Raw genomic sequence first — 17,582 nt, 5'->3', positions numbered from 1 at the left:
TCACCTTCAAGGTGGAGTCCCACAATCACCCGTCCTACGTGGAGCCCTATCAGGGCGCGGCCACCGGCGTCGGCGGCATCGTTCGCGACATCATGGCCATGGGCGCGCGGCCGATCGCCGTGATGGACCAGCTCCGGTTCGGCGCCGCCGACGCTCCCGACACCCGCCGGGTGGTCGACGGGGTGGTCCGCGGCATCGGTGGATACGGCAACTCACTGGGCTTGCCCAACATCGGCGGTGAAACCGTGTTCGACGCGTCCTACGCCGGTAATCCGTTGGTCAACGCGTTGTGCGTCGGCGTATTACGGCAGGAGGACCTGCATCTGGCGTTCGCCTCGGGCACCGGGAACAAGATCATCCTGTTCGGCGCGCGGACCGGTCTCGACGGGATCGGCGGGGTCTCGGTGCTGGCGTCGGACACTTTTGACGCCGAGAACTCGCGGAAGAAGCTGCCGTCGGTGCAGGTCGGCGACCCGTTCATGGAAAAGGTGCTCATCGAGTGCTGTCTCGAGCTCTACGCGGGCGGCCTGGTGGTGGGAATCCAGGACCTCGGTGGCGCCGGATTGGCTTGCGCCACCTCGGAATTGGCCTCAGCCGGTGACGGCGGAATGGCGATCGATCTCGACGCCGTCCCGCTGCGCGCCAAGCAGATGACGCCCGCGGAAGTGTTGTGCAGCGAGTCGCAGGAGCGGATGTGCGCGGTGGTGACGCCGGAGAACGTGGACGCGTTCCTGGCGGTCTGCCGCAAGTGGGACGTGCTGGCCACCGTGATCGGCGAGGTCACCGACGGTGACCGGCTACGCATCGCCTGGCACGGCGAGACCGTCGTCGACGTGCCGCCGCGCACGGTGGCGCACGAAGGCCCGGTCTATCAGCGCCCTGTCGCCCGTCCCGAGTACCAGGACGCGTTGAACGCCGACTCGTCGAAGATATTGCCGCGGCCGGCCAGCGGCGACGAACTGCGCGCGACTTTGCTTGCGCTGGTTGGTAGCCCGCATCTGTGCAGCCGCGCATTCATCACCGAGCAGTACGACCGCTATGTGCGGGGCAACACCGTGCTGGCCGAGCACGCCGACGGCGGCGTGCTGCGCATCGACGAGGCGACCGGCCGCGGCATCGCGTTGTCCACCGACGCGTCGGGGCGCTACACCCAACTTGATCCCTACACCGGCGCGCAACTCGCTCTGGCCGAGGCGTACCGCAATGTCGCCGTCACGGGCGCCACCCCGGTCGCCGTCACCAACTGCCTGAACTTCGGCTCGCCGGAGGACCCGGGAGTCATGTGGCAGTTCTCCCAAGCCGTCCGAGGTCTGGCGGATGGTTGTGTGGCCCTGGGCATTCCGGTGACCGGCGGCAACGTCAGCTTTTACAACCAGACCGGCTCGTCGGCGATCCTGCCGACTCCGGTGGTCGGGGTACTCGGCGTCATCGATGACGTCGGGCGGCGGGTGCCCACCGCGCTGGGCACCGAGCCGGGTGAAAGTCTGCTGTTGCTCGGCGACACCCGCGACGAATTCGACGGCTCCATCTGGGCGCAGGTGACCGCCGACCACCTCGGTGGGCTGCCGCCGGCGGTCGACCTGCAACGGGAGAAGTTACTGGCTGAGGTGTTGGCGGCCGGATCGCGCGACGGCCTGATCACCGCCGCGCACGACCTGTCCGAGGGAGGGCTGGCCCAGGCGGTGGTGGAGGCCGCGCTGGCGGGTGAAACAGGTTGCCGCATCGTGCTTCCCGAGGGCTCGGATCCGTTCGTCATGTTGTTCTCCGAATCCGCTGGCCGGGTACTGGTTGCGGTGCCACGCACCGAGGAGAGCCGATTCCGTTCCATGTGCGAGGCGCGGGGCCTGCCCGCGGCGCGCATCGGCGTCGTGGATCAAGCGTCGGATGCGATCGAGGTCCAGGGCCTGTTCACGGTGTCCCTGGCCGAACTGCGGGAGACATCCGAGGCGGTGCTGCCGCGATTCTTCGTCTGAGACTGCGCGCGCTTGCACTGGCCGCGGGATTGGTCGGCTGGAGCCTGGTCGGTCCCCGGTTTCCGGCCGCGTGGCGGACGCCGGTGCAGGCCGGTCTCGGCGGGGGGCTGGCGTTGCTCACCCGTGCGCCGCTCGGCCTTCGCCCGCCGGAACTGTGGGCGGGATTGCGCTGGGGCTCAGCCGCGGCCGCGGTTGTTTCGGCAACGATCGCTGCGACAACACCCATTCCGATCGTGCGGGGATCGATGGACAGCCGCGAGCTGCCGCCGTCGGTACCCAGTTGGCTCGGCGTGCACATACCAATCGGTACGGTGTGGGCCGAGGAGGTCGCGTTTCGCGGGGCGCTGAGCGCGGTCGGAACCGAAGCCTTCGGGGTGGCCGGTGGCCAGGTACTGCAGTCCGCCGCGTTCGGCTTGTCCCACATCGCCGATGCGCGCGCGACGGGCCAGCCGGCGGTGCCCGTGGTGCTGGTCACCGGTGTGGCGGGGTGGTTGTTCGGCCGGCTCGCCGGCCGCTGCGGCAGCCTTGCTGCGCCGATCCTGGCGCATCTGGCCATCAACGAGTCCGGCGCCGTGGCCGCGGTGGCGGTGCAACGGCGCAGTCTCAGGGATTGATGGTGTTGTCGCCCAGCTGCCGGCCCCAGACATAGTCCAGCGCGAGCGGCGAGCCCAGCTCGAAATGGTTGTACGGGGCCAGGCTGACACCGGTGTCCATCACCAGGAACGGGGCGGGCCACAGATCACGGGTGATCTTCTGCCAGCATCCCGGTCTGCCGCCCGGGCCGCCCCGGGCGTTGGTGCGCGGCAGGTTCTCCGGGTACATGTACGGGGCCGGCGCACCGGCGATCGCGCCCGATGAGTTGGCTCCCAGTGCGTACCCGTTGAAGCCGAGCGCCGCATGGATTCTGGGCGCAACTTCGTTGTAATTGCGTATGGTGCAGGCGATCTCGGGACTGTATTCGTCGAGCAACGCGGCGGTCGGACGCAGATCGGCGGCACCCCGCGCCAGGTACGGTCCCCCCCGTCCGAAGACCTCGGAGCCGGTGCCGCCCAATCCCGCCGCGGCCAACAGCGCGGCATCGAGTTCGTTCCGCTGCGCATGGACGCTGCGCGCGGTGGTTGCCGCCTGGTTCAGGGCGTCCAACAGCTCGGGTGCGGAGTCCGCGTAGATGTCGCCCAGGGCGGCCAGTTGGCGAATGTCGTAGCGGGCCTGTGGCAGTTGGGGGTTGAGGTCGTCCAGAATGGCCGATCCTCGTTCCAGCGAGACGCCGAACCTCTCTCCCAATCCGGCCAGTGCTTGGCCCGCCGCGCTCAGCGTCATGTTGAGTTTGACCGGGTCCACCTTCTCCGCGATGGCGGTCAGGGTCTGGAAAAGCGTATTGAACTCGGTCGTCACTTGCGTGGCATCTATCTCTATTGCCGGAGTGATGTGTTGTGCCACAGGGTTTTCAGGTGAACTCAGCGCCACGTACTTATTGCCGAACACGGTGGTGGCCTTGATCTCTGCGGCCACATTGGCCGGGATCTGCGCGATGTATCTGGGGTAGATGTCCAGGATCAGTTGCGCTGCGGGCCGGCCGTTGCGGTCGATCTCCGAAATCGTCGACACCCGCCCGATCTGAACGCCGTTGTAGGTGACCTTGGCCCCGGGATCCATCACCAACCCGGACCGCGGGGCGACCATCGTCAACTTCGTCTTCGGCGTGAAATTGCCGCGGAACTGCCAATACAGCGCGCCCAGTACGAGCGTCAGCACCATCAGTGCCACCAGGCCGACGGTCTTGAATGGGGGTCGCGTGCCCGTACGACGACGCTCCATGATTCTGAGACCATAAGGTATGGCGCCTCGGGATAGCGCCGATCCGGCGAAGACGCGACAAGCCGTGTTGTCAGTTTCCGAATGGCTGCGCGACGAGACCTGTCCGCCGCCCGACCGGCCCACTCTGGCAGCGGCGGTGCGGCTCACCGCACGCACGCTGGCCGGGCTGGCGCCGGGTGCCAGCGTCGAGATTCGCATCCCGCCGTTCGTCGCCGTGCAGTGCATCGCCGGTCCGCGGCACACCCGTGGCACCCCGCCGAACGTGGTCGAAACCGACCCCCGGACGTGGCTGCTGGTGGCAACGGGACTGATGGGGCTGAAAGAGGCCCAGGCCAGCGGTTCGGTCACCCTGTCCGGATCGCGAGCAAGTGAGATCGACCACTTGTTACCAGTGGTGAGCCTGTGATTTGACCTGCGTGTTTCTTCCGACACGCCGGTCTGAACGGGAATAACACGCCCGTCGAATTCGTCGGTGCAGACGAGTTACCCGTAGACTCCGTTACGTCACCATTCGCGCCCCAGGGAGCCGCCAAAACCGTGACCGCTCAACAGCCCGAAGAAGACTTCAATTCGCCTCGTGAAGAGTGTGGTGTATTCGGGGTCTGGGCCCCGGGTGAGGATGTCGCCAAGCTCACCTACTACGGCCTGTACGCACTGCAGCACCGCGGCCAAGAAGCCGCCGGCATCGCCGTCGCAGACGGGTCACAGGTTCTGGTGTTCAAGGACCTCGGCCTGGTCAGCCAGGTGTTCGACGAGCAGACGCTGGCAGCCATGGATGGCCACGTCGCGATCGGGCACTGCCGATACTCCACCAGCGGCGACACCACCTGGGAAAACGCCCAGCCGGTGTTTCGCAACACCGCCGCGGGCACCGGGGTGGCGCTGGGCCATAACGGCAATTTGGTCAACGCCGCCGAATTGGCCGCCCGGGCGCGCGACGCGGGTCTGATCGCGAAGCGCTGCCCGGCCCCGGCGACGACGGATTCCGACATCCTCGGTGCGCTGCTGGCGCATGGCGCGGCCGATTCCAGCCTCGAACAAGCGGCGCTGGAGCTGTTGCCGACCGTGCGCGGCGCGTTCTGCCTGACATTCATGGACGAAACCACCCTCTACGCCTGCCGCGACCCGCACGGCGTGCGGCCGTTGTCGCTCGGCCGGCTGGACCGTGGCTGGGTGGTCGCATCCGAGACCGCCGCACTGGACATCGTCGGGGCCTCCTTCGTCCGCGACATCGAGCCGGGCGAGCTGCTCGCCATCGATGCCGACGGCGTGCGGTCCACCCGCTTCGCGAACCCCTCGCCGAAGGGCTGCGTGTTCGAATACGTCTATCTGGCCCGTCCCGACAGCACCATCGGCGGCCGGTCGATACACGGCGCGCGGCTGGACATCGGCCGCCAGCTGGCCCGGGAGTGCGCGGTGGACGCGGATCTGGTGATCGGGGTGCCCGAATCCGGTACGCCCGCCGCGGTGGGTTATGCACAGGAGTCCGGCATTCCCTACGGCCAGGGCCTGATGAAGAACGCCTACGTCGGGCGCACCTTCATCCAGCCGTCGCAGACCATTCGGCAGCTCGGCATCCGGCTCAAGCTGAACCCTCTCAAAGAGGTGATCCGCGGCAAGCGGCTCATCGTCGTCGACGACTCGATCGTGCGCGGCAACACCCAGCGAGCGCTGGTCCGGATGCTGCGCGAAGCCGGAGCGGTGGAAGTGCACGTGCGCATCGCCTCCCCGCCGGTGAAGTGGCCCTGCTTCTACGGAATCGACTTCCCGTCCCCGGCCGAGCTGATCGCCAACGCCGTCGAGGACGAGGGCGAGATGCTCGAGGCGGTCCGGCATGCCATCAACGCCGACACCCTGGGCTACATCTCGTTGCGCGGTCTGATCGCGGCCACCGAGCAGCCGGCGTCGCGGCTGTGCACCGCCTGCTTCGACGGCACGTACCCGATCAAGCTGCCGGGCGAGACCGCACTGGGCAAGAACGTCATCGAGCACATGCTGGCGAACGCGGCGCGTGCCGGCCTGGACAATCTCGCCGACCAGGAAACGGCGGAAGTTCCCGCGGTCAGCCACTGACGAAAAACCCTCGCCGCGCGCAAAACTGGCCGAAATCCCGGCCCACTGCGCGACACCGGTGCATAGCGTTACCAACGAGTGCGGCGACCGGTAGCCTTTATCGCGATGACGGATCCTGAACAGAGCTCCAAACGAGGCGCGGGCAATCAGGGCATCACCTACGCATCGGCCGGGGTGGACATTGAAGCCGGTGACCGCGCGGTCGACCTGTTCAAGCCGCTAGCGACCAAGGCCACCAGACCCGAGGTGCGGGGTGGGCTCGGCGGTTTCGCCGGATTGTTCGCGATACGCGGCGATTACCGGGAACCGGTGCTCGCGGCTTCTACCGACGGCGTCGGCACCAAGCTGGCCGTCGCGCAGGCCATGGACAAGCACGACACAGTCGGCTTGGACCTGGTCGCGATGGTCGTGGACGACCTGGTGGTGTGCGGCGCCGAGCCGTTGTTCCTGCAGGACTACATCGCGGTCGGCCGCACCGTGCCCGAGCGGGTCGCGGCGATCGTGAGCGGTATCGCCGAGGGCTGCGTGCGTGCCGGGTGCGCGCTCCTGGGCGGGGAGACCGCCGAACATCCGGGTCTGATGGAGCCCGACCACTATGACATCTCGGCGACCGGGGTCGGTGTGGTCGAGGCCGACGACGTGCTGGGACCCGAACGCGTCAAACCCGGCGACGTCATCATCGGGATGGGGTCTTCCGGGCTGCACTCCAACGGCTACTCGCTGGCCCGCTCAGTTCTGCTGGATATCGACCGGATGAACCTGGCCGGTTATGTGGAAGAGTTCGGCCGCACCCTGGGTGAAGAGCTGTTGGAGCCGACCCTGATCTACGCCAAGGACTGTCTGGCGCTGATCGCCGAGACCCAGGTCCGCACGTTCTGCCACGTCACCGGCGGCGGATTGGCCGGCAACCTGGCCCGCGTCATCCCGAACGGGCTGGTCGCCGAGGTGGACCGGGGAACGTGGACGCCGGCGCCGGTGTTCGCCATGATCGCGCAGCGGGGCCGTATCGAGCGAGCCGAGATGGAGAAGACGTTCAACATGGGTGTCGGGATGGTCGCCGTCGTCGCGCCGGAGGACAGCGACCGCGCCAGGGCGATCCTGACCGCGCGGCATCTGAACTGCTGGGTGCTGGGTACCGTCGGCAAGGCCGGTAAGGACGGCCCGCGGGTCAAGCTCGTGGGGCAGCACCCGCGATTCTAAAAATCCAGAACCAGTAGGGCCCCGGACGCCAGCGAGGACCTAGCGGCGCCAGGTGTCGTCGTCATCCCACGAGTCGCCATCCGCGTGGTCCGACTCGTCGGTGCTCGTCCCGGACAGCTCGCGCTGAAGCCGCGTGAAGTCGGTCTGGGGGGAGCTGTATTTCAGTTCTCGAGCAACCTTGGTCTGCTTTGCCTTAGCCCGGCCGCGGCCCATGGGGGAACCCCCTCGCGAAATAACGGAGCGGCCTACGAGTAGGCGGCTCCGATCTCTTAGTGTCGTTTTGTCCTGTCGACAGCTTACCGTGCCCTGCGCGCTAACGTGGGCGCGGCCTGCCACGCGGCTCGACAGGATGGCGGATGTCACAGCCAGTCAGCGACCGCCGCCGCGTAACCGTTCCACGGCGAGTCGTCCGGCCCCCACTTCATCGGTCGGCGGCAGGGAATCGGCGTCGATCGCCGCGGGGACCTCGCCTTCGGCACCGGTCGTCAGCGCGGTGTCGGCCGGCACCCCCCGTTTCAGCAGAGCCAGGGCCACCGGCCCGAGGTCGACGTGCTCGACCACCGTTCCCAGCCGTCCCACCGCACGACCTCCGGCGAGTATCGCGTCGCCGGTGGACGGACGGTCCGCCGAACCGTCGAGGTGCAACAACGCCAGCATCCGTGGCGGTTTCCCCAAGTTGTGCACCCGCGCGACGGTCTCCTGGCCGCGGTAGCAGCCCTTGTCCAGGTGGACGGCGCCTTCGCCGGGACCGCCGATCCAGCGCACTTCGTGCGGGATGGTGCGCTCGTCGGTGTCGACCCCGAGCCGGGGCCGCAGCGCGGCGACCCGGTGGGCTTCGTAGGCCCAGACACCGGCCGGGCGCACGTCGGCACTGGTCAGCCGCTGCTGCCACTCGGCGGCATCGGTGCGCGGGACCACCAGATCCAGCTCGACCGGACCGCTGGGCGTGCTGGGCAGCCGCCGGACGAAGCCGCCACCGGGCACCGGGACCGCCGACCAGTCGGCCGGCAGGACGTCCACGCCCAGCGCGTCAAGCACCGCCGGGTCGGTCAGCTGCGGCCCCAACAACGACAGCACCGCGAAATCGGCGTGATCCGGGGTCACATCGGACCAGAACACCATCTTGCGCAGGTAGCCCAGTAACGGCTCACCCCGCCACGGCTCGGTGTCCAGATAGGTGATGCCCCCGAGTTCGGTCTGCAGCCAGTGATCCTCGACCCGGCCCTGGCCGTCCAGGCTGAGGTTCTGCACCGTCGCGCCATCGGCCAGTTCGCTGACGTGCTGAGTGGAGATGTTGTGCAGCCAGGAGCGGCGGTCGGCCCCGGTGAGGGTCAGCACGGCACGGTGCGAGCGGTCCACCACGATGGCGCCGGTCTGGGCCGCCCGCTGTTCACCCAGCGGATCGCCGTAATGCCAGACGGCGCCGGCGTCGGGACCGGGATCGGGCGCGGGGACGAAGTTGCCGGCACGGGACACACGTCAACTCTACGGCGCTGGCCGGGCACACCTTCGGGGTCGTTAGGCTCACTCGACATGGCTGGTGTGGTCGTCACTCTGGACGGCGAGATCCTCGATCCGGGAACGCCGCTGCTCACGCCCGACGACCTGGCGGCGGTCCGCGGCGACGGGATTTTCGAAACGCTGCTGGTCCGCGACGGCAGGGCATGTTTGATCGAGTCGCACCTGCAGCGGCTGACCCAGTCCGCCAAGCTGATGGACCTGCCCGCGCCGGACCTGCCGGCCTGGCGGCGGGCCATCGACTCCGCGACCCGGCAATGGGTCAGCGGCACGTCCGACGAGGCCGCGATGCGTCTGGTGTACAGCCGCGGCCGCGAGGGCGGCTCGGACCCGACGGCCTATGTGATGGTCAACCCGGTCCCGGAGCGGGTGGCCGCGGTGCGCCGGGACGGCGTCGCGGCGATCACGCTGGACCGCGGGCTACCGGCGCGCGGTGTCGACGCCATGCCCTGGCTGCTGGCCGGCGCCAAGACGCTTTCCTACGCGATCAACATGGCCGTCCTGCGGCACGCCGCGCGGCAGGGCGCCGGCGATGTCATCTTCGTCAGCACCGACGGCTACGTGCTGGAAGGCCCACGCTCGACGGTGGTGATCGCCACCGACAACGGCGACGGCAGCCCCTGCCTGCTCACTCCGCCGCCGTGGTATCCGATCCTGCGTGGCACCACCCAGCAGGCACTCTTCGAGGTGGCCCGTGCCAAAGGCTACGACTGCGACTACCGCGCGTTACGGGTGACGGATCTGGCCGAGGCGCAGGGCATTTGGCTCATCTCCAGCATGACGCTGGCCGCCCGCGTGCATACCCTGGACGGTAGGCGGTTGCCCCGCCCCCCGTTCGCCGACACGTTCGCCGAGCTGGTCGACGCAGCCATCGCCAGCGATCGCTGAACGCTTAATTGTGTTGTCGCCGCGCCCAAGTCACGGTAGCGTCGGCTTTACACAAGAAGGGAGGTGGTCCGCGAAATTGATAGCTTCATGGACATGTGAGGTGGCTGCGAGCTAGCTGCATTGGCTCGGAAGATTCATCGACCAAAGCGCTGGCGAATCTCCCGCAGTCACCCGGCCCCCGAGCTTCCGGTCTGTCCAACCGGAATACGGCTCGGGGGCCGCTCCATCTCTACTGCCTGTCGGCCGTGCGGCCTATGCGTTTCCTGCCTTCGCGGCGATCTGGTCGGCCAACCGGGCCCCGCCGTCGGTGATGTCGTTGCCGCACGCCTGCACCTCGATGACCAGATTGCCGGCCGCGCTGAGCGCATGCTGGCAGGTCCGCCCGCTGCCGTCGGTCACCGCGCGGGTCTGGGTGATCTTCGGCGCATCCCCGTTGACCTCACCGAAGGTCCATTCCACGGCCTTGTTGTTCGCGCCGGTGAACTGGACGGTCTTGTTGGCGCAGGCCCGCCATTTCGCGGCGGAGGCCGCCACAAAGGCGCTGGCCTTCTCGGCCGTCGGGAACTTCGCCACGCCCTCGACCACCCGGTGGACGTCCTGTGGCGAATGCACCACCTGGTTATGGATGCCGGTCAGTTCGTGACCCCGGTAGGCGGATTCCTCGAACGGTTCGAAGGCCACCACACACTCCGGGTCCGACAGGGCGCCTTGCGGCTTGCGCAGCTGGTCGCCGTGCGCTCCGGCCTCCATGTTGGGATCGCCCAGCACCGTGCCGACGTCCGCGGCGCCGAGCAGGACGGAGTTGGTTGCCGACGGCGCGGCCACCGCTCCGGACGCGCCGACCGTCGTGCCGCCGGCAGTTGCCGCCGGCTTGCGGCCGCCGCCACCGCCGGAAGCGAATACCACGATCAACACCACCGCCACGATGGCCGCCAGGGCGGCGCCGCCGATGATCAGCAGGCGCTTGCTCGATTGCGCGCCACCGCCGGCGCTGGGAGCGGCGGGCGCGGTGGCCGGGCGCGGCGGCGCGACGGCGGCCGGCTGTGCGGGCGCGGCCTGGGCCGGGGCGGCAGGCGCTGTCTGTGCTGTTCTCGATCCGTCCTTGGCCTCGATTTCGGCCAGGACATTGTCGATTTCGGTGCGCGTGCGGTAGGTGACGTCGTGCCGCATCCGCAGCATCCGCAGCAGCTGGGCGATGTCGCTGCGGGCGCTGGGGTCGTCGCCGTCTTCGTCGAGACCGGTGCGCAGCTCGACCAGCAGCTGGAGCTGCTGCTGGGGGGTGAGCTCCTTTTCGGACAGAGTGTTGCCCAGCCGCATGATGTAGCCGAACGGCAGCGGCGGCTCTTCGGGCAGCGGCGAGGGCAGCGGCGGGGCTTTCTCGCGCAGCGCGTGGATCGCGGTGACCAACTGGATGCCGGCATCCACGGTGGGGTTCTGGTAGTCGATGATCTGCAGCGTCGAGACCGGATTCACCCGCACGCTGTCCACGGGCCCGACCTTGACGGGCAGGATCGGGCGGTTGAGCGCCTGCGCGTAACGCAATTCGGCCTGGCTCGGCTTGGACTGCAGCCAATTGTTGGACAGCGCGACGATGAACACCTCGCTGGAGCGGATCTGTTCCAGGATCGCGTTCCACCACGCGTCGCCGCCGCCGAGCTCCTGGTCGAACCAGACCTTCTGCTGGGCGCGTTTCAGCGCGGTGGTGAGAGCTTCGAGCGCGGTTCTGTCTTGGCTCGAGTAGCTGATGAAGATGGCCACAGCGGTCTCCTCGATGGAGGGCACAGGGAGATATCCGGCGAATCCGTCATGCGACGGTAGCGCATGGTATTACCGGCAGCAATCGTGTTGCCAAACTCGGGTTTGGATCAGTCCCCGTGCGGGACGGGCGCCTGTTCCGGCGGGCGGAATTCGGCGTAACGCTGCGTGAATTCGTGACCCGGAACAGGCCATTGTTCGCCCTGCGCGCCGCGCACCACCCAGTCGCCGTCGGTGGCGACCGTCGGGCCCTCCAAGGTGTTGACGGTCTCGCCGGGCTGGGCGGGCCGGGCCTGCACCACGCCCTTGCGACGCCACAGCCCGGCACCGGCCGGCTCGTAGGTGGCGTGGAAGATGTCGTCGCGCACCGACCAGGTTTTGCCGTCCGACTGCACCTCCCAGTCGCCGGCGTCGGCGCGCATCGTGTGTCCGGAGTCCGACTTCCACGACCACGGCGCATCGCGCTGGGTCGCGGCCACGGTGCCGACCCGGGTGAAGGTCCGCCACAGCGGGCGTGACCGATAGCCGAGCTGACGCAGGCTCCAAAGTGTGGCCGCCAGGCTGCGCACCGCGGCGTTGAGGAGATCGGGGTTGTTCTCGACGTCCGACCAGTCGACGAGCTTGTCGTGGATCTTGCGGGCGTCGTCACGTGGCTTGCCGTACTTCCACCCGTTGCGGCGGTAGTAGCGGCACCAGTCCTCGTGCTCGGCCTTCGCCATGGCCAGCGCCGAGTATTCGTCGAAGCCCATCCGCGAAAGCTGTTCCAGCGGCGCCGAATCCGCCATATCCCGGCCCGACAACTGCTCCGGCGGGCTGCCCCAGGTGTTCCACGTGTGGCCCGCGATCTGTTCGACCATCCACAACGCATTGCGCACCTGGCGGCGGTTGGACCCGCGGTAGAACTCGTCGAGCTCGATCCAGGGCACCGACGCCGGACCCCGCGGCCAGCTCGGGTCGATGGTTGCCACATACCGTTCGTGAATCAGGCGTGCGGCGCGCTCCCAGGCATCCTGAACCTGGCCCTCCCGGGTGTCCAGCACCAGCGAATAGGACTGCAGCAGCCCGACGACCTGAATCGAGTCATCGTCGATGCTGGTGTTGAGATCCGAAGTGTAAACCGGCATTTCGGGGAACCGGGCGGCCAGCCGCGTGCCGGTAGTGGCGGTGTGGGTGTCGACCAGGATCACGGCGCTGGTGGTCGGGTCCGTCTCGCCGATCAGCCGCAACAAGGTGGGTATCGTCGGGGCCTCCGACACCGCGTCGATCGCGGGGCCATCGGAGGCGAAACCCGCTTGCTCGCGGTAGAAGTGGTGATCCCGCAGATACTCGTCGGCGTCCCGTTCCACCAGGGTCAGGGCCGGCAGCGCGGCTGCGCCGGGCGGGGTGTAAAAGTCGCGTTCCAGCGCTCGCCGGGTCAGGTCCGCACACAGGGCCAACGTCAATTGTGATGTGCCGCAGACGAATATCCGCTTGGTTCGGCCGGTCGCGATGATGCCGTCGAGCAGCCGGCTGGCCGTCACCTCGTACTTGCCCACCACGTCCGCGGCCCAGCGGGTGTCGGATCCGCCGAACTGCTGGGCGCGCCACGCCTCGGCCAGCCACGGGTCGTCGATGCGCACGATCAACGGCAACCGCCGCTTGTCGGCGACTTCGGCCAGCCGGCGCCCGATGAGATCCAGCCGCAGCATGTTGACCGCCGGGTCGGCCGCCATCAGGTACAACCGGCTGAGATTCCGCCACAGCCGCAGGGACACCAGGGTCGCGGGAGTGTTGAAGTCCACCAGCACCACCCGGGCGCCCAACCGTCGGAGCCGCTGCACCCGGTCGTCACCGGCGCTGGTGATGACGACCAGAGTGCTGCGCCGGTCCAGCGTCCGCGCGACGCCACTGACCATCGATTCGGTGTCGTCGTCCACGCCGACGATGGCGGTGACCGAGTCGGCGAGATTCGCCCGCAGCCGGTCCACCTGGGAACGGAAGACGCCGACCACCACGCCGCCCAATCCGGTGAAGATCGCCGAAACCGCTGCCATGCGGGCTAATTCGAGGCCGACCGGGGTTGGGCTGGGGCACACCCGGCCGCCCAGTGAGTAGTCGCCGCTGCTGCCCTTGATCAGTTGAGCCGTCAGCATCAGCGGCGTGAAGACGGCCGGGTGGTTCTGGTCGTGGCAGTTCCAGTACGCACTCAGGCCCAGGATGGCGCTCATGGTGATCAGCACCGCGATCACCGTGAACGACACACCCACCAACCGGTGACTGGTGTTGGAGCGAAAGGTCATCGCGCACACGATCAAGACGCCGACGACGATCGTGGTCGTGGCCATCGAACCCGGCCGCCCGAACCAGCCCAGCCCGTCCGGCAACCACTCCAGGATGGCGGGATGCAACGCCACGGCGGCCAGATAGCCGATCAACAGCACCGCCAGAGCCGACACGGCCCACCGCACGGGGGGCGGGACCGTCCTCTTCTGGCGCATCCGGCCGCCTTTCGCTGCTAGACCCCGCTGCTAGGACGCGAACAGTACACGCGCAAGTTCTCCGAAAGGCAAGACAGGGACGCGAATACGACGCGGCGGGCCGGCCTCAGCCGACGAAGCGCGACAGCCGCGCCGACAGGTGCGGGACCAGGCCACCATCGGCGTCGACCCGCTCCTCGACGTAGGCGAGGTCACCGCCCTCGACGATCCCGTAGAGCCGTTTGGCGCCACCGACGAGCACGCCGGACCGGCTTCGGGCCAGCGCGTCGGTCACCAGTTCCCAGGACGATTGGTTACGGGGCCGCCCGTAGAACAACTCGACGTAGCCGGCCGAATGCGCCAGGAGCAGTTCGATGGCCTGTGATTCGCTCGGGTCGTCGGGGTCGCGGACGAACCGCCAGAAGCCCGTCTCCCGCAACCCGATTTCGTGGTACTCGCCCTCGTCGTCCAGCCGCCATGACCGGGCTTCCCAATTCAGGTAGTCGCCGCCGTCGTGGGACACGATGATCTGCTGGCCGAACCGGTAGTCGCCGTCTGTGCCGCGGCCCTCGCCTTCACCACGCCACACACCCACCAGCGGCAGCAGCGCGAGCAACGCATCGTTGAGGTTCGCGCCCTCGCGCAGGTTCGCGGTGTCGGCGGGCACCGGCAGATCGTCGAACGCGGGAATGTTGCGTGCCGCGGTCAGTTTCGAGCGCTCCGCCGCCTGCGACATGCCGCCGGCGTCCGGCCCCTCGGAAGAGGTCACGACTCGTCGGTGATCAGCCGATACAGCGCGTACAGCGCGAACCAGGAAATGACCACGGTCGCAAGGACCAGCATGATCTCGAAGAACAGCACCACGGAAGTGATTCTATTCTTCCGACCGCGCTGACGGGGACCGGCCCGAACGGGTCGTCAGGCGATCTTGATGTCCACCTCGTGGATGCCCGCGCCGGACGGCGCCACCACGGCGTCGCCATTGCCGATCCTGGACAACGCGCGCAGCGTCCACGATCCCGGAGCGGCGAAGAACCGGAAGTCGCCGGTCGCCGACGCGACGACCTCGGCGGTGAACTCGTCGGAGGAGTCGAGCAGACGGACGAACGCGCCGCCGACGGCCTGGCCGTCCCGGTCGACAACGCGACCGGTGATCACCGTTTCCTTCTCGAGGTCGACGCTGGCCGGCAACGTCAGTCCTTGCTTAGGTGCAGAGCACATGTCAGCTTCCCAACTCGATCGGGGCGCCCACCAGGGAGCCGTATTCCGTCCAACTGCCGTCGTAGTTCTTGACGTTTTTGTGGCCGAGCAATTCCTGCAGCACGAACCAGGTGTGCGAGGAACGCTCCCCGATTCGACAGTAGGCAATCGTTTCCTTGGAGCCGTCCAGTCCGGCGTCGGCGTAGAGCTTGGCCAGCTCCTCGTCGGACTTGAACGTGCCGTCTTCGTTGGCCGCCTTGCTCCACGGCACGTTGATGGCGGTCGGAACGTGGCCCGGCCGTTGGCTCTGCTCCTGCGGCAGGTGCGCCGGCGCCAGGATCTTGCCGGAGAACTCATCAGGCGAACGCACGTCGACCAGGTTCTTGACCCCGATGGCGGCGATCACGTCATCGCGGAACGCGCGGATGCTGTTGTCCGGTTGCGACGCCGAGTAAGAGGTGGGCGGCCGGTTCACGGCGTCGCTGGACAGCGGGCGGCCGTCGAGCTCCCACTTTTTGCGGCCACCGTCGAGCAGCTTGACCTTCTCGTGGCCGTAGAGCTTGAAGTACCAGTACGCGTACGCCGCGAACCAGTTGTTGTTGCCGCCGTAGAGGATGACGGTGTCGTCGTTGGACACGCCGCGCTCGGAGAGCAGCTTGGAGAACTGTTGGGGGTCGACGAAGTCGCGCTTGACCGGGTCTTGCAAATCGGTGCGCCAGTCCAGCTTGATCGCGCCGGCGATGTGGCCGCCGTCGTAAGCGCTGGTGTCCTCGTCAACTTCGACGAAGACGACGTCTGCGGCATCCAGATTGCTCTCAGCCCAGTCGGCGGAGACCAGGACGTCGGAGCGTGCCATGGTGGGTTCCTTTCGATCTCTCTCTGTGAAGGTGGTCAGCGGCGGGTGCTACGTGCAAAGGTGCGGCCAGCCACGCACGCAGGTGGTGGAAGGGCAAGGCACGGATTACTCCTAGGTACGCCTGTTGCGCGGAAGACATGCCACAGTGGGATTCCGGGGCTGCTTCGAGTGCTGCGCAGATCGGCGCGGCTACTCAACAGCTACAGCAACAGCAACAACCCGCGCCGCGGCACGGCTCAACCGTGCGGCAGTTGGTGAGCATGCGCTCGATGCGGGCTGACACGTCGGCAAGCTTACCCAATGACATAGTGATCAAGCCAACAGCGCCATCGGAGGCCCTTGTCCGGCGGTCAGGACTGCCGGAAATCACTCAATGTGAGGGTCACGTCACGGGTGATGCCCTCGATGATGACGTCGGAGCCGCGCGCCCCGACGGTGGTCGGGGCGACCCCGAACGGCAGTCGCTGGCGCGGAACCCTGGCGCTGAACGCTTTCAGCACCGCTGCCTTCTTGTCGTCGGGAACGGCCTGGTTGGCGGTGTCGGGCCCGGTGAGGACGCCGGTGGGGGTGATGATCAGGGTGGCCGGGTCCTCCGGGGCGATGGACAGGTCGACCGAGATGCTGACCCGCCGATCGAAGCCGGCCTTATTCGGCGTGCCGCTGAACACCAGGCCGTGGTTGCCGGATATCCCGGATTCGGTGGTTCCGCCGGTGGCGTCGTTCGACTCCTGTGGCGGCGCTTCCACCATCAGGTCGGTAATGCCCAGGTAGCGGCCCAGATGCACGGAGTCGATGATGATGCGGCTCTCCAGCTCTTCCACGGCGAGCTTGGCGTTCGGTCCGATCAGCCAGGATGCGTCGGTCAAGTCGATCGAGTGCATGGTGGCTTCCAGCGTCGCCCTGCCGACCTCCGGTTGGTCGGTGCCGCCGGCCTTGATCTCCACCTCGGTGTAGTGGTGGCGCATGGCCTGCGGGATGAAAGGAAGGGCCAGGATGGCGACGAACGGGTCCGAATGCAGGTTGGCCGCTTTGCGCACGCTCGCCGAGAGCCGGTACTCGGCGTAGATGCTGACGCCGTAGTCGACGCCGAGCGCCGCGAGCGCGAGGATCCCGACGCCGATTATCGCGGCGGTGACACCGATCAAGACCCTGCGCACCGGGACATTGTGACATCGCCGCGGGACCGTGTTGTATAGGTGACGTCGATCTCGGACAGGCTCGTCGCGAGGCGAAAGCCCAGGTAGCAAGTTATCGTTAGGTGAGCTGACCGCTAACGTCATATGTCGCGATGAGTTTGGGAGGCCTACCCACGAGGGCTGGAGGGGCTAGTTGGACCTATTACTGCTGACCTCGGAGCTGTACCCGGACCCCGTCCTGCCGTCGCTGTCTCTGCTTCCCCACAGCGTGCGGACAGCGCCGGCCGAGGCTTCCTCACTACTGGAGGCGGGCAACGCGGACGCGGTGCTCGTCGACGCGCGCAACGACCTCTCGGCCGCGCGCGGGCTGTGCCGCCTGCTCAGCACGGCCGGCCGGTCGGTTCCGGTTCTCGCGGTGGTGAGTGAGGGCGGACTGGTGGCCGTCAGCGCCGACTGGGGCCTGGACGAGATTCTGTTGCCCAGTACGGGGCCGGCGGAGATCGACGCCCGGCTGCGGCTGGTGGTCGGCCGTCGCGGCGGCCTGGCCGACCAGGAGAGCGCGGGCAAGGTGAGTCTGGGTGAGCTGGTGATCGACGAGGGCACCTACACCGCCCGGCTGCGCGGCCGGCCGCTGGACCTCACCTACAAGGAATTCGAGTTGCTGAAGTATCTGGCCCAGCACGCCGGCCGGGTATTCACCCGCGCGCAG

16 protein-coding genes are annotated in these 17,582 nt (G+C 67.8%); 7 read left to right on the top strand and 9 right to left on the bottom strand.

The window, feature by feature from the left end; all coding sequences use genetic code 11:
• Positions 1 to 1,973, top strand: a 1,973-nt coding sequence (purL, locus tag A9X01_RS13470; protein ID WP_065121256.1) for a phosphoribosylformylglycinamidine synthase subunit PurL, incomplete at its 5' end; no start/stop codon positions are given.
• Positions 1,970 to 2,587 carry an Rv0804 family intramembrane glutamic endopeptidase gene (locus tag A9X01_RS13465; protein WP_253849124.1) on the top strand — a complete coding sequence of 206 codons (618 nt, stop codon included), beginning with the start codon at positions 1,970 to 1,972 and terminating at the stop codon, positions 2,585 to 2,587. The genes purL and A9X01_RS13465, both read left to right, overlap by 4 nt.
• Here A9X01_RS13465 and A9X01_RS13460 read toward each other — a convergent pair.
• Positions 2,577 to 3,791, bottom strand: coding sequence for an MCE family protein (locus A9X01_RS13460; RefSeq protein ID WP_065121252.1), 1,215 nt, complete (start codon positions 3,789 to 3,791; stop codon positions 2,577 to 2,579). The genes A9X01_RS13465 and A9X01_RS13460 overlap by 11 nt on opposite strands.
• A gap of 19 nt (positions 3,792 to 3,810) precedes the next feature.
• On the opposite strand from A9X01_RS13460, the gene A9X01_RS13455 reads away from it, so the two are divergent.
• The 3 genes from A9X01_RS13455 to purM all read left to right on the top strand — a co-directional run bounded on the left by A9X01_RS13455 (position 3,811) and on the right by purM (position 7,064).
• Entirely contained in the window at positions 3,811 to 4,197 is a 387-nt protein-coding gene (locus tag A9X01_RS13455; protein WP_065121251.1) for a sterol carrier family protein, read from the top strand.
• 131 nt (positions 4,198 to 4,328) lie between these two features.
• Positions 4,329 to 5,864 (top strand): amidophosphoribosyltransferase, encoded by a 1,536-nt coding sequence (gene purF / locus A9X01_RS13450; RefSeq protein ID WP_065121250.1) that lies wholly within the window; start codon positions 4,329 to 4,331, stop codon positions 5,862 to 5,864.
• Positions 5,865 to 5,969: 105 nt separating this feature from the next.
• Positions 5,970 to 7,064 carry a phosphoribosylformylglycinamidine cyclo-ligase gene (purM, locus tag A9X01_RS13445; RefSeq protein ID WP_065036670.1) on the top strand — a complete coding sequence of 365 codons (1,095 nt, stop codon included), beginning with the start codon at positions 5,970 to 5,972 and terminating at the stop codon, positions 7,062 to 7,064.
• A 39-nt stretch (positions 7,065 to 7,103) separates the two neighbouring features.
• On the opposite strand, the gene A9X01_RS29105 is transcribed toward purM, so the two are convergent.
• Both A9X01_RS29105 and ygfZ read right to left on the bottom strand, forming a co-directional pair.
• Entirely contained in the window at positions 7,104 to 7,277 is a 174-nt protein-coding gene (locus tag A9X01_RS29105; protein WP_081282367.1) for a DUF3073 domain-containing protein, read from the bottom strand.
• A gap of 156 nt (positions 7,278 to 7,433) precedes the next feature.
• Complete coding sequence (gene ygfZ / locus A9X01_RS13440) at positions 7,434 to 8,540, bottom strand: CAF17-like 4Fe-4S cluster assembly/insertion protein YgfZ (RefSeq protein WP_065121249.1); 1,107 nt, start codon at positions 8,538 to 8,540, stop codon at positions 7,434 to 7,436.
• A 66-nt stretch (positions 8,541 to 8,606) separates the two neighbouring features.
• On the opposite strand from ygfZ, the gene A9X01_RS13435 reads away from it, so the two are divergent.
• Complete coding sequence (locus A9X01_RS13435) at positions 8,607 to 9,470, top strand: aminodeoxychorismate lyase (RefSeq protein ID WP_065121254.1); 864 nt, start codon at positions 8,607 to 8,609, stop codon at positions 9,468 to 9,470.
• Positions 9,471 to 9,722: 252 nt separating this feature from the next.
• Here A9X01_RS13435 and A9X01_RS13430 read toward each other — a convergent pair whose 3' ends face one another.
• From A9X01_RS13430 to lmeA, 6 genes are all read right to left on the bottom strand, one after another.
• A complete protein-coding gene (locus A9X01_RS13430) occupies positions 9,723 to 11,228 on the bottom strand; it encodes a sensor domain-containing protein (RefSeq protein WP_172832508.1) in 1,506 nt (501 codons plus the stop codon).
• A 107-nt stretch (positions 11,229 to 11,335) separates the two neighbouring features.
• Positions 11,336 to 13,702, bottom strand: a complete 2,367-nt coding sequence (locus tag A9X01_RS13425; protein ID WP_065121247.1) for a RyR domain-containing protein — start codon at positions 13,700 to 13,702, stop codon at positions 11,336 to 11,338.
• A gap of 106 nt (positions 13,703 to 13,808) precedes the next feature.
• On the bottom strand, positions 13,809 to 14,417 hold the full coding sequence (locus tag A9X01_RS13420) for a heme-binding beta-barrel domain-containing protein (RefSeq protein WP_065121253.1): 609 nt from the start codon (positions 14,415 to 14,417) through the stop codon (positions 13,809 to 13,811).
• Positions 14,418 to 14,599: 182 nt separating this feature from the next.
• On the bottom strand, positions 14,600 to 14,902 hold the full coding sequence (locus A9X01_RS13415) for a DUF1416 domain-containing protein (protein ID WP_036365384.1): 303 nt from the start codon (positions 14,900 to 14,902) through the stop codon (positions 14,600 to 14,602).
• Position 14,903: 1 nt separating this feature from the next.
• Positions 14,904 to 15,737, bottom strand: a complete 834-nt coding sequence (locus A9X01_RS13410; protein ID WP_065121246.1) for a sulfurtransferase — start codon at positions 15,735 to 15,737, stop codon at positions 14,904 to 14,906.
• Between the two features lie 350 nt (positions 15,738 to 16,087).
• A complete protein-coding gene (gene lmeA / locus A9X01_RS13405) occupies positions 16,088 to 16,894 on the bottom strand; it encodes a mannan chain length control protein LmeA (RefSeq protein WP_065121245.1) in 807 nt (268 codons plus the stop codon).
• A gap of 172 nt (positions 16,895 to 17,066) precedes the next feature.
• Between lmeA and A9X01_RS13400 the strand changes: the two genes are divergently transcribed.
• A partial coding sequence (locus tag A9X01_RS13400) for a response regulator transcription factor (protein ID WP_065121244.1) occupies positions 17,067 to 17,582 on the top strand: 516 nt, incomplete at its 3' end.

It is taken from the genome of Mycobacterium asiaticum, from assembly GCF_001668675.1.
Lineage (GTDB): Bacteria > Actinomycetota > Actinomycetes > Mycobacteriales > Mycobacteriaceae > Mycobacterium > Mycobacterium asiaticum_D.
Note: the sequence above shows the minus strand (reverse complement) of the source record. Positions and strands in the feature narration are given on the sequence as shown.

Coding starts and splice junctions, on each gene's coding strand:
- A9X01_RS13410 (WP_065121246.1), bottom strand. CDS start 15,737: ATGGCACGCTCCGACGTCCTGGTCTCCGCCGACTGGGCTGAGAGCAAT.
- A9X01_RS13460 (WP_065121252.1), bottom strand. CDS start 3,791: ATGGAGCGTCGTCGTACGGGCACGCGACCCCCATTCAAGACCGTCGGC.
- A9X01_RS29105 (WP_081282367.1), bottom strand. CDS start 7,277: ATGGGCCGCGGCCGGGCTAAGGCAAAGCAGACCAAGGTTGCTCGAGAA.
- A9X01_RS13415 (WP_036365384.1), bottom strand. CDS start 14,902: ATGTGCTCTGCACCTAAGCAAGGACTGACGTTGCCGGCCAGCGTCGAC.
- A9X01_RS13420 (WP_065121253.1), bottom strand. CDS start 14,417: ATGTCGCAGGCGGCGGAGCGCTCGAAACTGACCGCGGCACGCAACATT.
- A9X01_RS13455 (WP_065121251.1), top strand. CDS start 3,811: ATGGCGCCTCGGGATAGCGCCGATCCGGCGAAGACGCGACAAGCCGTG.
- purM (WP_065036670.1), top strand. CDS start 5,970: ATGACGGATCCTGAACAGAGCTCCAAACGAGGCGCGGGCAATCAGGGC.
- A9X01_RS13425 (WP_065121247.1), bottom strand. CDS start 13,702: ATGCGCCAGAAGAGGACGGTCCCGCCCCCCGTGCGGTGGGCCGTGTCG.